The organism is Pseudomonas sp. BCRC 81390, assembly GCF_030341915.1.
In the GTDB taxonomy this organism is placed as follows: domain Bacteria; phylum Pseudomonadota; class Gammaproteobacteria; order Pseudomonadales; family Pseudomonadaceae; genus Aquipseudomonas.
On the sequence record NZ_JATAAG010000004.1, the window covers coordinates 76,180 to 90,108 of the forward strand.

At 64.0% G+C, this 13,929-nt stretch carries 13 protein-coding genes; 4 read left to right on the forward strand and 9 right to left on the reverse strand.

Features of this window, described 5'->3' with window-relative positions; translation table 11 throughout:
* Positions 1-73: 73 nt before the first annotated feature.
* The 9 genes from QSV36_RS02090 to exaC all read right to left on the reverse strand — a co-directional run bounded on the left by QSV36_RS02090 (position 74) and on the right by exaC (position 9,340).
* Positions 74-775 (reverse strand): LexA family transcriptional regulator, encoded by a 702-nt coding sequence (locus QSV36_RS02090; RefSeq protein WP_289129355.1) that lies wholly within the window; start codon positions 773-775, stop codon positions 74-76.
* Between the two features lie 191 nt (positions 776-966).
* Positions 967-1,494 (reverse strand): inorganic diphosphatase, encoded by a 528-nt coding sequence (gene ppa / locus QSV36_RS02095; RefSeq protein WP_003255365.1) that lies wholly within the window; start codon positions 1,492-1,494, stop codon positions 967-969.
* A gap of 93 nt (positions 1,495-1,587) precedes the next feature.
* Positions 1,588-2,403: a M90 family metallopeptidase gene (locus QSV36_RS02100; protein ID WP_289129357.1), complete on the reverse strand. Its 816-nt coding sequence runs from the start codon at positions 2,401-2,403 to the stop codon at positions 1,588-1,590.
* A gap of 9 nt (positions 2,404-2,412) precedes the next feature.
* Entirely contained in the window at positions 2,413-3,060 is a 648-nt protein-coding gene (locus QSV36_RS02105) for a DedA family protein (protein WP_289129359.1), read from the reverse strand.
* Between the two features lie 249 nt (positions 3,061-3,309).
* The gene (locus QSV36_RS02110) at positions 3,310-3,768 is read right to left on the reverse strand and encodes a GNAT family N-acetyltransferase (RefSeq protein ID WP_289129361.1); all 459 of its coding nucleotides are present in this window, start codon (positions 3,766-3,768) and stop codon (positions 3,310-3,312) included.
* Positions 3,769-3,876: 108 nt separating this feature from the next.
* Complete coding sequence (gene eutC, locus QSV36_RS02115) at positions 3,877-4,695, reverse strand: ethanolamine ammonia-lyase subunit EutC (RefSeq protein ID WP_289129364.1); 819 nt, start codon at positions 4,693-4,695, stop codon at positions 3,877-3,879.
* Between the two features lie 8 nt (positions 4,696-4,703).
* Entirely contained in the window at positions 4,704-6,098 is a 1,395-nt protein-coding gene (locus QSV36_RS02120; RefSeq protein ID WP_289129366.1) for an ethanolamine ammonia-lyase subunit EutB, read from the reverse strand.
* Positions 6,099-6,144: 46 nt separating this feature from the next.
* On the reverse strand, positions 6,145-7,593 hold the full coding sequence (eat, locus tag QSV36_RS02125; protein WP_170028081.1) for an ethanolamine permease: 1,449 nt from the start codon (positions 7,591-7,593) through the stop codon (positions 6,145-6,147).
* A 226-nt stretch (positions 7,594-7,819) separates the two neighbouring features.
* Positions 7,820-9,340 (reverse strand): acetaldehyde dehydrogenase ExaC, encoded by a 1,521-nt coding sequence (exaC, locus tag QSV36_RS02130; protein ID WP_225780229.1) that lies wholly within the window; start codon positions 9,338-9,340, stop codon positions 7,820-7,822.
* Between the two features lie 255 nt (positions 9,341-9,595).
* On the opposite strand from exaC, the gene QSV36_RS02135 reads away from it, so the two are divergent.
* The 4 genes from QSV36_RS02135 to QSV36_RS02150 all read left to right on the forward strand — a co-directional run bounded on the left by QSV36_RS02135 (position 9,596) and on the right by QSV36_RS02150 (position 13,907).
* Positions 9,596-11,581: a sigma-54-dependent Fis family transcriptional regulator gene (locus QSV36_RS02135; protein WP_289129371.1), complete on the forward strand. Its 1,986-nt coding sequence runs from the start codon at positions 9,596-9,598 to the stop codon at positions 11,579-11,581.
* A gap of 66 nt (positions 11,582-11,647) precedes the next feature.
* A complete protein-coding gene (mpl, locus tag QSV36_RS02140) occupies positions 11,648-12,997 on the forward strand; it encodes a UDP-N-acetylmuramate:L-alanyl-gamma-D-glutamyl-meso-diaminopimelate ligase (RefSeq protein WP_170028084.1) in 1,350 nt (449 codons plus the stop codon).
* The gene (gene ubiX, locus QSV36_RS02145) at positions 12,994-13,623 is read left to right on the forward strand and encodes a flavin prenyltransferase UbiX (protein ID WP_289129374.1); all 630 of its coding nucleotides are present in this window, start codon (positions 12,994-12,996) and stop codon (positions 13,621-13,623) included. Before mpl ends, ubiX begins: the two co-directional genes overlap by 4 nt.
* Positions 13,620-13,907 carry a YceK/YidQ family lipoprotein gene (locus tag QSV36_RS02150; RefSeq protein WP_289129377.1) on the forward strand — a complete coding sequence of 96 codons (288 nt, stop codon included), beginning with the start codon at positions 13,620-13,622 and terminating at the stop codon, positions 13,905-13,907. The genes ubiX and QSV36_RS02150 overlap by 4 nt, the downstream gene beginning before the upstream one ends.
* Positions 13,908-13,929: the final 22 nt, after the last annotated feature.

A 13,929-nucleotide genomic window follows, 5' to 3' on the forward strand; every position in this document is an offset into this window, starting at 1 on the left:
GTCGGGGCTGAATGTGCGGCGTAGCATACAAGGGCGCGCACGGGATGCCCAGCAAAAAATGGCACAGGTTGTTTCAGCCCGGACGTTGCTGGCGGAAATGCGACCAGTGGAAGACCCAGCCCAGAATTTCCAGCCCCTGCGCCTGGCGCTGTGCGGGGGTATAGCGTTCGACGGCATAGCTGCGCCGGTCATGGCTGTGCAGGTACAGCGTGCCGTGTTGGCCGAGGCTGAGGTTGTTGACCCTGAGCGCTCCGTTATGCAGCAGGGCATAGGTTTCGCCCTCGACCACACGGATCATCCCCAGGTCGACGGCAAGCGTGGCCTGCGGTGGAATCAGCGGGGCCATGTTGTTGCCGGGCATGGCCAGGCAGATGGCGTTGTCGGCCCGCACACCCAGGCTTTTCAGGGCGTTGACGGGCAGGCACAGGTGCTTGTTGGGTTCGGGCGAGAGCAGGCCGTTGCGCACTTGGTAAAAGGGAACCTTCAAGGCCCGGCCACCCTGCGCCGACAGTGGCGTGGACGAGTCGACGGGCAGCGACAGCGGGGCATGGCTGCGCGGGATCGGGTTGACATGTTTGGGCCCTTCGCCGGTATGCAGCCAGCGCCGGTGCACGCAGAACAGGTCGGCCAATTCGTCCAGCCGGGCCAGCGGCACGCCGCGGTTGAACCAGTTGTTGACGTGCTGGGGGGTGACGCTGCGCAGGGCGGCGAAATCGGATGGGGTCAGGCCACATTCGTGGAGGAGGGCCTTGAGGCGGTCACCGGATGTGTTCATGGCGGCGAGTGTAGCGGCGGGGTGCCAGCAAGGATATCAACCGGATGTTGATGAGGTTTGTACGAAACCCAAGATTTGTAGGGCGTTGGAGTAGGACGCTGTAGGATTTTTTACAGGAGCGCGCGACAACCGGCTGATTGCGATTGCCCATAAAAAACCCCGCCAGGGCGGGGTTCTTCAAGCAACCGGTATCAGCCCTTGTAGGCAGCTACCGATTTGGTGATCGCAGCACGGGCGGCGTCGGCGCCTTCCCAGCCTTCGATCTTGACCCACTTGCCCTTCTCGAGATCTTTGTAGTTGGCAAAGAAGTGCTCGATCTGCTGGATCAGCAGGGCTGGCAGGTCGGTGTATTCCTTCACGTCGACGTACAGCTGCGACAGCTTGTCGTGAGGCACAGCGATGACCTTGGCGTCGCCGCCGCCGTCGTCGGTCATGTTCAGTACGCCAACCGGACGGGCGCGGATAACCGAACCTGGGGCTACCGGGTAAGGCGTAACAACCAGCACGTCCAGCGGGTCACCGTCGTCAGCCAGGGTGTTCGGGATGAAGCCGTAGTTGGCTGGGTAGAACATCGGGGTAGCCATGAAACGGTCGACGAACAGGGTATCGCTGTCCTTGTCGATCTCGTATTTGATCGGCGCGTGGTTGGCCGGGATCTCGATGGCGACGTAGATGTCGTTCGGCAGGTCTTTGCCCGCCGGAATCTTGCTGTAGCTCATTGGGCAGTGCCCCCGTGTTTGACCAAAAAAGTGGCGGCGATTATAGGCACATTCTGCCGGGGCATGCCACGCCTGGCCTGATGTGCGGCCCCGTCAGGCGTGGCTTTCGCGGTACTCCGGGTGTTCGGCCTGCAGCCGGCAAAGGCGTGCCAGCGGGTCCTGGCGGTAGAACTGCGACAACTGGTGGTAGACCTTTGGATAAGCCTGCTGCAGCAGGTCGGGGGCACTAAAGAAGTACTCGCTGGTGACGGCGAAGAACTCGGCCGGGTTTTCCGCCGCATAGGGGTCGATGGCGGTTTCGGCACCGGGGTCGTTGTCCAGCTGGCGGTTGAGGTCGTCATAGGCCTGTTGCATGGCGCTTGCCCATTCCTCCACAGGCATGCCGCTGTGCAGTGGCGGCAGGCCGTTGGCATCGCCATTGAGCATGTCGAGCTTGTGCGCCAGCTCATGGATGACCAGGTTGTAGGCTTCCCAGCCACCACTGGCCAACACACCATTCCAGGCCAGGATGACCGGGCCTTGCTGCCAGGCTTCGCCGCTGTGTTCGCCATCCCAGACATGCTCCACGCCAGTGGCATCGCGGTGGCGCTGGGGGCTCTTGAAGTCGTCGGGGTAGAGGATGATCTCGTGGAAACCCTGGTACCAGTTCAGCTCGCCCAGATGAAGCAACGGCAACTGTGCCTGGGCGGCCAGCAGCAGGCGTTGCTCGTCGTCCAGTTCGACGCCGGGCAGGCAGGTGAGGTGTTTGTCGAGCAGGAACAGGATGCAGGCTTCACGCAGCCAGCGGTCCTCGTCGTCAGTGATGCCGTCCAGCATCGGCAGGCGTGCGCGCACGGCCTGCCATTGCTCGGGGGCGATGGGGTAGCGCGCCAGGGTGCGCTTGCGCCGCCAGGCGCTGAACGACCACATCGGCCGGCGTCAGTGGGCCTTGGCCGTGCGGCCCAGGCGGCCACGCAGCAGGCCGAGGATCATCGGCACCAGCGACAGGATGATGATGCCCACCACCATCAGTGACAGGTGTTGCTTGATGAATGGCACGTTGCCGAAGAAGTAACCCAGGGTTACCAGGCCACCGACCCACAGCAGCGAACCGGCAACACTGAAGCCGAGGAAGCGCGGGTAGTGCATGTGGGCGATGCCGGCGACGAAGGGCGCGAAGGTGCGCAGGATCGGCAGGAAGCGCGCCATGGTCACGGTCTTGCCGCCGTGGCGTTCGTAGAAGTCATGGGTGCGCTGCAGGTAGTCGCGGCGGAAGATCTTCGAGTTGGGCTTGTTGAACAGGCGCTCGCCGACCGTACGGCCGATCACGTAGTTGGTACTGTCGCCGAGGATCGCCGCAGCCATCAGCAGGCCGGCCAGCAGCAACGGGTCCATGCCGCCACCAGCGGCTACGGCACCAGCGATGAACAGCAGCGAATCGCCTGGCAGGAAGGGCATCACCACCAGCCCGGTTTCGCAGAAGATCACGGTGAAGAGGATGGCGTAGATCCAGGGACCATAGTTGGTGACCAGCAGATCGAGGTAGGCATCGAGATGCAGGATAAGGTCCAGCGGGTTGAAATCCATGTACAGCACCTGTGTTCTTGGGGCGAAGGCTCGGTTACCGGGCGATGGGTAAAATTTCACACATGACAGGTGGGGCATTATACGGCGAAGTCGGGAACATGCCCGGGGAGTTTGTAGCGGGGGGTTACGGCAGGGGTAGTCCTGTTCCGGCCTCTTCGCGGGCACGCCCGCTTCCACAGGTACAGCACAGCCTTGGAAAGCGGCGATATCCCTGTGGGAGCGGGCGTGCCCGCGAAACGGCCAGCACAGTCAATCCTGGTTGATCGGCAGGATATAGCTCTTGAACTCGTGATCCTCACGAAACCCGATGGACTCATAAGTCTTGTGCGCTACTTCATTGTCCGCGCTGGTTGACACCCGCATGCGCACCGCGTTGGTGTCCTTGGCCATCTTCTTCGCCTCGCGCATCAGGTGGTCGGCCACCAGCATGCGCCGCGAATCCTCGGCCACATAGATGTCGTTGAGGATCCACACCCGCTTCAGCGACAGTGACGAATAGCTCGGGTAGAGCTGGCAGAAACCCAGCAGTTTGCTGTCGTCGTCATCCGGCAAGGCCAGGTAGATTACCGACTCGTCCCGCTTCAGGCGCTTTTCCAAAAAGCTGCGCGAGCTGTCGGGGTAGGGAAGCTGCCCGTAGAACTCACGGTATTTGACGAACATCGGCGTGAGCAGGTCGAGGTGTTCCAGGGTTGCCTTGATGATGCGCATGTGCGGCCCTCAGAGTCCATTAGGGGAAACAGCGGATTGCCAGCAGCTTTCCTGGGCATGCTGCCCAATGCGCGGCGCAAGTGCAATCCGCCTTGCGTTACAGGTTTCTTACCCTTTGCCGAGCAGGAAGTTGCCCTTCTGGTCGGCGCCATGTTCACTCTCAAGGCTATGGACTTCGGCTTCGTCCTTCAGATTCACTCCGGAAAGCTGGCGCCGGCAGGCTTCGCGCATCAGGTACAGCAGGCGGTGCGCCGCCATGCCGTAGCTCAGCCCCTCCAGGCGGATGTTGGAAATGCAGTTGCGGTAGGCATCGGTCAGGCCGACCTTCGGCGCGTAGGTGAAATACAGGCCGAGGCTGTCGGGTGAGCTGAGCCCCGGGCGTTCGCCAATCAGCATCACCGTCATGCGCGCACCCAGCAGTTCACCGACCTCGTCGGCCACGGCCACACGACCCTGCTGCACCAGCACCACCGGTGCGCTGGTCCAGCCGTCGGCGGCGGCCTGCTCCTCGAAGCGGGCCAGGAACGGTAGGGTATGGCGGTGCACGGCCAGGGCCGAGAGGCCGTCAGCCACGACGATGGCCAGGTCGACCCCGCCGGGGTTGGCCTGGGCGTGCTGGCGCAGCGCCGTTACCGAATCCTCGTTCAGGCGGCGCCCCAGGTCCGGGCGCTGCAGGTATTGGTTGCGGTCGCTGGCAGCGCTGTGCAGCACCAGGCTTTCGCGGCCGCGGTCAGCCAGCTGGGCAGCCAGGCTGGCGTGATCGAAGGCCAGGTGCACGGCGTCGCGCGCCTGGGCATGGGCGAACTGGAAGTCCAGCTGCGCGCCGGTTGGCAGGCTGGTGCCGGCTCGGCCCAGGGCGATGCGCGCCGGGGTAAGGTTGCGCAGGGCCAGCCAGGGGTTGTCGGGGGTAGGCGTGCGATGGTCCATGGTCATCCCTATGCAAGCTGTGCCAAGGCCTGGCGGAAGGCCGGCGGCAGGTTGTCACCAAAGCGTACCCGGCCATCGGCCTGGGTGAAGATGCCGGTGCGGGCCAGCCAGGCCTCGAATTCCGGCCCGGGTTTCAGGCCCAGGGTCTGGCGCGCGTACAGCGCATCGTGGAACGAGGTGGTCTGGTAGTTGAGCATGATGTCGTCGGAACCGGGAATGCCCATGATGAAGTTGATCCCGGCCACGCCCAGCAAGGTCAGCAGCGTATCCATGTCGTCCTGGTCGGCTTCGGCGTGGTTGGTGTAGCAGATGTCGCAACCCATCGGCACACCCAGCAACTTGCCGCAGAAGTGGTCCTCGAGGCCGGCGCGGATGATCTGCTTGCCGTTGTACAGGTATTCCGGGCCGATGAAGCCGACCACGGTGTTGACCAGGAACGGCTTGAAATGGCGGGCCACGGCATAGGCGCGGGTTTCACAGGTTTGCTGGTCGACGCCGTGGTGGGCGTTGGCCGACAGCGCGCTGCCCTGGCCGGTTTCGAAGTACATCAGGTTCTGCCCGAGTGTGCCGCGCTTCAGCGAAAGGCCCGCTTCGTAGCCTTCCTGCAGCACACTGAGGTTGATGCCAAAGCCGGCGTTGGCCGCTTCGGTGCCGGCGATGGACTGGAACACCAGGTCCAGCGGCACGCCACGGTTGATCGCCTCGATCGACGTGGTCACGTGGGTCAGAACGCAGGCCTGGGTAGGAATGTCGTAGCGCTGGATGATGGCGTCGAGCATTTCCAGCAGCGCGCAGATCGAAGCGATGCTGTCGGTGGCCGGGTTGATGCCGATCATGGCGTCGCCGTTGCCGTACAGCAGGCCGTCGAGGATGCTGGCGGCGATGCCGGCCGGTTCGTCGGTCGGGTGGTTGGGCTGCAGCCGGGTCGACAGCCGCCCGCGCAGGCCCATGGTGCCGCGGAAGCGCGTGACCACGCGGATCTTCTGCGCCACCAGCACCAGGTCCTGCACGCGCATGATCTTCGACACTGCTGCGGCCATTTCCGGCGTCAGCCCGGGAGCCAACGCGCGCAAGCTGTCCTCGTTGGCTGCATCGCTGAGCAGCCAGTCGCGCAGGCCGCCGACGGTCAGGTGGCTGACAGTGGCAAACGCCTGGGCATCGTGGCTGTCGATGATCAGCCGGGTGACTTCGTCTTCTTCGTAAGGGATCAGTGCTTCATTGAGGAAATGCGTCAGCGGAATATTGGCCAGGGCCATCTGCGCGGCGACCCGTTCGCCGTCGTTGCTGGCGGCGACGCCCGCCAGGTAGTCCCCCGAGCGGGCGGGGCTGGCCTTGGCCATCACTTCCTTGAGGCTGTCGAAGCGGTAGACCAGGTGGCCCACCGTGTGTACGAAACTTGCCATACAGACTCTCCAGAGCCGCGGGTCGCCCCGCGGCGGGTGGCGGCGATCAGTGCAGGGCCTCTTCGGCTTTCTGGATCGCGGCGAATTCCTCTTCCGGTGTGCCCGCTACCAGGTGGTGGCGGCTGTACAAAGCAAAGTAGGCAATTAATACCGCATAGATCACTGCGGCCCCAATCACCACCCGTGGGTCGACCAGGAAACCGGCGACCACGGCGATGCAGGCCAGTACCAGGGCCACGCCCGAGGTGACGATGCCACCGGGGGTGCGATACGGGCGCTCCATCTTCGGCCGGCGGATACGCAGGGTAATGTGCGCGGCCATCATCAGCACGTAGGACAGTGTGGCACCGAACACCGCCACCAGGATCAGCAGGTCGCCCTGGCCGGTCAGCGACAAGGCGAAGCCGATGATGCCGGGGATCACCAGGGCCATGACCGGGGCCTTGCTCTTGTTGGTTTCCGACAGCTTGCGCGGCAGGTAGCCGGCGCGCGACAGGGCGAAGATCTGCCGGGAATAGGCGTAGATGATCGAGAAGAAGCTGGCGATCAGCCCGGCCAGCCCGACCAGGTTGACGAAGCCACCCATCCAGGTGGAGCCGCCATAGGCCTTGGACAAGGCTTCCACCAGCGGGTTGCCGGAGGCTTTCAACGCCTCGGAGCCTGCGCCGCCCGGGCCGACCACCAGGATCAGCAGGGCGAACGCCAGCAGGACCAGCATGGCGCCGATCAGCCCGCGTGGCAGGTCGCGCTTGGGGTTCTTGGTTTCTTCTGCGGCCAGCGGTACGCCTTCGACAGCCAGGAAGAACCAGATGGCGTAGGGTATGGCTGCCCACACGCCGACGTAGCCGAACGGCAGGAAGCTGCTGGCGCCCACGGCGTCCGTCTTGGCGATGTCGAACAGGTTGGCTGCATCAAAATGGGGCACCATGCCCACCAGGAACACAGCCAGGGCAATGGCGGCGATGGCGGTGATGATGAACATCAGCTTCAGTGCCTCACCCACGCCGAAGATGTGGATACCGATGAATACGATGTAGAACGCCAGGTAGATCATCCAGCCGCCGATACCGAACAGCGACTGGCAATAAGCGCCGATGAACACCGCGATGGCAGCAGGGGCGATGGCGTATTCGATGAGGATTGCCGTGCCGGTGAGGAAGCCGCCCCACGGGCCGAAGGCGCTGCGGGCAAAGCCGTAGCCGCCGCCTGCGGTGGGGATCATCGACGACAGTTCGGCCAGCGAGAAACACATGCACAGGTACATGGTGGCCATCAGCAGGGTGGCGAGGAACATCCCGCCCCAGCCGCCCTGGGCCAGGCCGAAGTTCCAGCCGGCGTAGTCGCCGGAAATGACATAGGCCACGCCCAGGCCGACCAGCAGTACCCAGCCGGCGGCGCCTTTTTTCAGTTCACGTTGCTGGAAATAGTCCGAGCCGACCTTTTCGAAGTCGACGGAAGAACCTGCCGGAGAGCCGGCGGAATGATCGCTTGGCATAGATTCACCTGTTGTTTTTCTTGGTGGCCGGAAGGGTTCCGGGCCGATGGTGATAGGTATTGCAGGAAGCGAGCCAGAGCAGCTGGTGCACGATGACCGCTCTGAGTTTTGTATAGGCGGGCCTGGCCTCTTCGCGGGCTTGCCCGCTCCCACAGGGACTGCACAAGTTTCAAGACCAGTTCAATCCCTGTGGGGGCGGGCGAGCCCGTGAAGGCCGCGACGCGGTTTAGAAGAAGCCCAACGGATTGATGTCGTAGCTCACCAGCAGGTTCTTGGTCTGCTGGTAATGGTCGAGCATCATCTTGTGGGTTTCACGGCCCACGCCGGACTTCTTGTAGCCACCAAACGCCGCATGCGCCGGGTACAGGTGGTAGCAGTTGGTCCACACCCGGCCGGCCTTGATCCCACGGCCCACGCGGTAGGCGCGGTTGATGTCGCGGGTCCACACGCCAGCGCCCAGGCCGAACTCGGTGTCGTTGGCGATCGCCAGCGCTTCGGCTTCGTCCTTGAACGTGGTGACGCTGACCACCGGCCCGAAGATTTCCTCCTGGAACACGCGCATGCGGTTGTTGCCCTTGAGCAGGGTCGGCTGGATGTAGTAACCGGTGGCCAGCGAGCCTTCGAGTTTTTCCACCTTGCCGCCGGTCAGCAGCTCGGCGCCTTCCTCCTGGGCAATGTCGAGGTACGACAGGATCTTCTCGAACTGCTGCTGCGAGGCTTGGGCACCGACCATGGTGTCGGTGTCCAGCGGGTCGCCACGCTTGATCTGCTTCACCTTCTTCATCACCGCTTCCATGAACTGCGGGTAGATCGACTCCTGGACCAGGGCGCGCGACGGGCAGGTGCACACTTCACCCTGGTTGAAGAACGCCAGCACCATGCCTTCGGCGGCCTTCTCGATGAAGCTCGGTTCGGCCTGCATGATGTCTTCGAAGTAGATGTTCGGCGACTTGCCGCCCAGCTCCACGGTGGATGGAATGATATTCTCGGCGGCGCATTTCATGATGTGCGAACCCACCGGGGTCGAGCCGGTGAAGGCGATCTTGGCGATGCGCTTGCTGGTGGCCAGCGCCTCGCCGGCTTCGCGGCCATAGCCCTGCACCACGTTGAGCACGCCTTTGGGCAGCAGGTCGCCGATCAGTTCCAGCAGCACGGTGATACCCAGTGGGGTCTGCTCGGCCGGCTTGAGCACCACGCAGTTGCCGGCGGCCAGGGCCGGGGCCAGCTTCCAGGCGGCCATCAGGATCGGGAAGTTCCACGGGATGATCTGCCCGACCACGCCCAGTGGCTCGTGGATGTGGTAGGCCACGGTGCCTTCGTTGATCTCGGCAGCGCCGCCTTCCTGGGCACGGATGCAACCAGCGAAGTAGCGGAAGTGGTCGACCGCCAGCGGGATGTCGGCGTTCAGGGTTTCACGCACCGGCTTGCCGTTGTCCCAGGTTTCGGTGATGGCCAGCAGTTCGAGGTTCTGTTCGATACGGTCGGCGATCTTCAGCAGGACGTTGGAGCGGTCCTGCACCGAGGTACGGCCCCAGGCGTCGGCAGCGGCATGGGCGGCGTCCAGGGCTTTTTCGATGTCTTCGGCAGTGGAACGGGGGAATTCGGCGATCGGCTGGCCGTTCACCGGCGAGGTGTTGGTGAAGTACTCACCCTTTACCGGAGGAACGAACTCACCACCGATGTAGTTGCCGTAGCGGCTCTTGAAGGAAACCTTCGCGCCTTCGGTACCGGGATGTGCGTAACGCATGGTGTGTCTCCTGGCTATTGTGCTTGTTAGGGAGTTGAAAAGCGTAGAGCAAAGGTTGGGCCAGCGTTGCCAGTGCCAGGCAAATCAAGGGCTTGGCCTGCGTTTCAGGGCCTGGGCCAGCGCCGTTGTGCCAGCGCCGGTACGCACCGGGGTGACAGTTTGTGCCATTTGCGACACGTAACCCGGGGATGCATTGCAAAGGCCACCCGGGTGGAGGATGCTGGCGGGACGCTCCATCTGCGGAGAACTACAACAATGCAGAGCAATCATTTCAGTCGTCATGCCCAGCAAGTCCACACCGTCGCCCATGGCGGTGCCGGGGAGGGCAGTGACCCTTCCATTGCCCGCTCCTGGCTGCGCTGCCTGGAGGATTATCACCTCGACCCGGCGGTGATCGAGGCGCCGGTGGTGCTCGAGCATGGGCGCCTGCTGGAAAGCCGCGAGCGCCTGCGCCAGGTGCTGCAGATTGCCGACCATGAGATGAACAGCCTGCACCAGCAACTTTCCGGGGCTGGCCACGCGGTGCTGCTGACCGATGCGCGTGGGGTCATCCTCAACTGCGTCAGCGCACCGACCGAGCGGCGCAGCTTCGAGCGCGCCGGCCTGTGGCTGGGCGCCGACTGGAGCGAAGCCCGCGAAGGTACCAACGGCATCGGCACGTGCCTGGTCGAGCGCCAGGCGCTGACCATTCATCAGAACGAACATTTTCGCGGCCGCCACACCGGCCTGACCTGCTCGGCCAGCCCGGTGTTCGACCCGCATGGCGAGTTGCTGGCGGTGCTGGACGTGTCTTCGGCACGGCCCGATGTTTCCCGGCAGAGCCAGTTCCACACCATGGCCCTGGTCAACCTGTCGGCGAAGATGATCGAGAGCTGTTATTTCCTGCGCCATTTCGAGCAGCAATGGCTGCTGCGTTTTCACCTGCAGGCGGAATCGGTCGGCCTGTTCAGCGAAGGCCTGCTGGCCTTTGATGGCGACGGACGCATCTGCGCGGCCAACCAGAGCGCACTGAACCTGTTGGGCACGGTGCGTGGCGGCGTGCTGGGCAAACCGCTGGAGCGTTTCTTCGTCTGCAGCCACGACGAACTGTTCAGCCGTGCCACGCCCACCGGCAGCACGGCCTGGCCGTTGCATACCCTGGACGGGCGCCAGGTGTTCGCCAGCCTGCGTGGCCAAGCCCGCGCCCCGGTGTGGTCGGTGCCGGCCGCCCAGCCGCGCCCGGCGCGCGAGGTCGAGCCGCTTATCTGCCTGCTCGACCCGGCCTTGCAGAACGACTTCCGGCGCAGCGTGCGCGTATTCGAGCGCGACGTGCCATTGCTGTTGCGCGGCGAGACAGGTTGCGGCAAGGAGGCTTTCGCCCAGGCCGTGCACCAGGCCAGCGAGCGGCGCGGCAAGCCGTTCGTTGCCATCAACTGCGCGTCGATCCCGGAGAGCCTGATCGAGAGCGAGCTGTTCGGCTATCGCGGTGGCAGTTTTACCGGCGCGCGCAAGGAAGGCATGCGCGGCAAGCTGTTGCAGGCCGACGGTGGCACTTTGCTCCTGGACGAGATCGGCGACATGCCGCTGGCCCTGCAAACCCGCCTGCTGCGGGTACTTGAAGAGCGCCAGGTAGTGCCGATCGGTGGCGAGCCGCAGGCAGTTGACGTGCGCATCGTCAGTGCCACCCACCGCGACCTGCTGGAGCGGGTGGCGCAGGGTAGTTTCCGTGAAGACCTGTATTACCGCCTGAATGGCCTGGAAGTGGCGTTGCCGGCGGTGCGCGAGCGCAGTGACAAGGCGCAGTTGCTGGACTTCCTGCTGCGCCAGGAAGCGCAAGGGCAGTTGATCGACATCGAACCCAGGGCGCGGCAGGCGCTACTCGACTTTGCCTGGCCCGGCAACGTGCGGCAAATGCGCAACGTGCTGCGCACGCTGGTGGCGCTGTGTGAAAACGGTTGCATCGAACTCGCGGACCTCCCTGCCATCTTCCGCAGCAGCACAGTCCCTGTGGGAGCGACCTTGTGTCGCGAAGGGGCCGCAGAGCGGCCCCGGGATCTCAACACCGCTACCCAGCTTGCAGAGGCTGCGTCGCAGCCTGATCGCGACACAAGGCCGCTTCTGCAAGATGCGGAACGGCAAGCACTTCTGGAAACCCTGGAGGCAAAACACTGGCACCTGACTCGGGTCGCCGAGCACTTGGGCATCAGCCGCAATACCTTATATCGAAAACTGCGCAAGCACGGGATCACCAGGGCCGATTGAGCGAAACATCGTGTGCGATTTTTCTCGCCCTAGGCTACCCTGCCTCGATGTTTTGCGAGGTCGACCATGCATATTCACATTCTCGGTATTTGCGGCACTTTCATGGGCTCGCTGGCGGTGCTGGCCAAGGAACTTGGCCACCGTGTCACCGGCTCTGACGCCAACGTCTATCCCCCGATGAGCACCCAGCTCGAAGCCCAGGGCATCGAGCTGACCCAAGGCTATGACCCGGCCCAGCTGGAGCCGGCACCGGACCTGGTGGTGATTGGTAATGCCATGTCGCGTGGCAACCCGGCGGTGGAGTACGTGCTGAACAAAGGCCTGCCGTATGTTTCCGGCCCGCAGTGGCTGGCCGATCATGTGCTGCAAGGCCGCTGGGTACTGGCTGTTGCCGGTACCCATGGCAAGACCACCACCAGCAGCATGCTGGCCTGGGTACTGGAGCACGCCGGCATGAGCCCGGGCTTCCTGATCGGCGGTGTACCGCAGAACTTCTCGGTATCGGCGCGCCTGGGCAATACCCCGTTCTTCGTGGTCGAGGCCGATGAGTACGACAGCGCTTTCTTCGACAAGCGCTCGAAGTTCGTCCACTACCACCCGCGCACCGCGATCCTCAACAACCTCGAATTCGACCACGCGGACATCTTCCCCGACCTGGCGTCTATCGAGCGGCAGTTCCATCACTTGGTACGCACCATTCCCAGCGAAGGGCTGGTAATCCATCCGACCACCGAGCAGGCATTGGAACGCGTGATCGGCATGGGCTGCTGGACCCCGGTGCAAACCACCGGTGAAGGTGGCCAGTGGCAGGCCCGCCTGCTGAGCCCGGACGGTTCGCGCTTCGAAGTGCTGTTCGAAGGCGAAGTACAGGGCGTGGTGGACTGGGCGCTGACCGGCCAGCACAACGTCGCCAATGCCCTGGCCACCCTGGCGGCAGCCCGCCACGTCGGCGTGGTGCCAGCCATGGGCATCGAAGGCCTGAGCGCATTCAAGAGCGTCAAGCGGCGCATGGAGAAGGTCGCCGAGGTGCAAGGGGTGACCATCTACGATGATTTCGCCCACCACCCGACCGCCATCGCCACCACCCTCGACGGCCTGCGCAAGCGCGTTGGCGAGGCCCCGGTCATCGCCGTGATCGAGCCGCGCTCCAATTCGATGAAGCTCGGTGCCCACCGTGATGGCTTGCCGGAAAGCGTCAACGACGCCGACCAGGTCATCTGGTACGCCCCGGCCAACCTCGGCTGGGACCTGGCCGCGACTGCCGCGCAGTGCAAGGTGCCGAGCGTGGTGGCCGACAGCCTCGAGGCGATCATCGAGCGGGTCAAGGGCCAGGCGCGCCCGGGCACCCATGTGGTGATCATGAGCAACGGCGGTTTCGGTGGCCTGCACGGCAAGCTGGCCGAGGCCTTGCAGTGAACGGGCCGGAACGCATCACACTGGCGATGACCGGGGCTTCGGGCGTGCAGTATGGCCTGCGCCTGCTCGATTGCCTGGTGCGCGAGGATCGCGAGGTGCACTTTCTGATCTCCAAGGCCGCGCAACTGGTGATGGCCACCGAGACCGACGTGGTGCTGCCGGCCAAACCCCAGGCAATGCAGGCATTCCTTACCGAATACACAGGTGCCGCCAACGGGCAGATCCGGGTATATGGCAAGGAAGACTGGATGTCGCCGGTAGCCTCGGGCTCCGGCGCGCCAGCGGCGATGGTGGTGGTGCCCTGTTCCACCGGTACCCTGTCGGCGATTGCTACCGGTGGCTGCAACAACCTGATCGAGCGTGCCGCCGACGTTACCCTCAAGGAGCGTCGTCAGCTGATCCTGGTGCCGCGCGAGGCGCCGTTCTCCACCATTCACCTGGAGAACATGCTCAAGTTGTCGCAGATGGGCGCAATCATCCTGCCGGCCGCGCCAGGCTTCTATCACCAGCCGCAGACCATCGACGACCTGGTCGACTTTGTCGTCGCGCGCATTCTCAACCTGCTGAACATTCCCCAGGACATGTTGCCGCGTTGGGGCGAGCACCACTACGGAGTGGATGATTGAGGCGCCTGGTGTGCGGCGTGCTGGCGCTGGGGCTGCTGAGTGGTTGCGCCACGGTGCGGACGCTGGATGCCAACAAGCCTGGGGCGCCGGTGGTGTATGCCGGTACCCGGTTGGACTTGTATGTCATGAATGGCGGCTGTTGCCCACGCGATCATTACGGGGCTGATGCGCCGGCGTATCCGGGGCTGGACCTGCCCGGGAGCATGCTGCTCGATACCCTGCTGCTGCCATTGTCGTTGCTGACCGCGGCAGGGGTGGGCTTTCAGGCCACCGGCGGGCTCTAGGCAACACCGGCCCCTGTGGGAG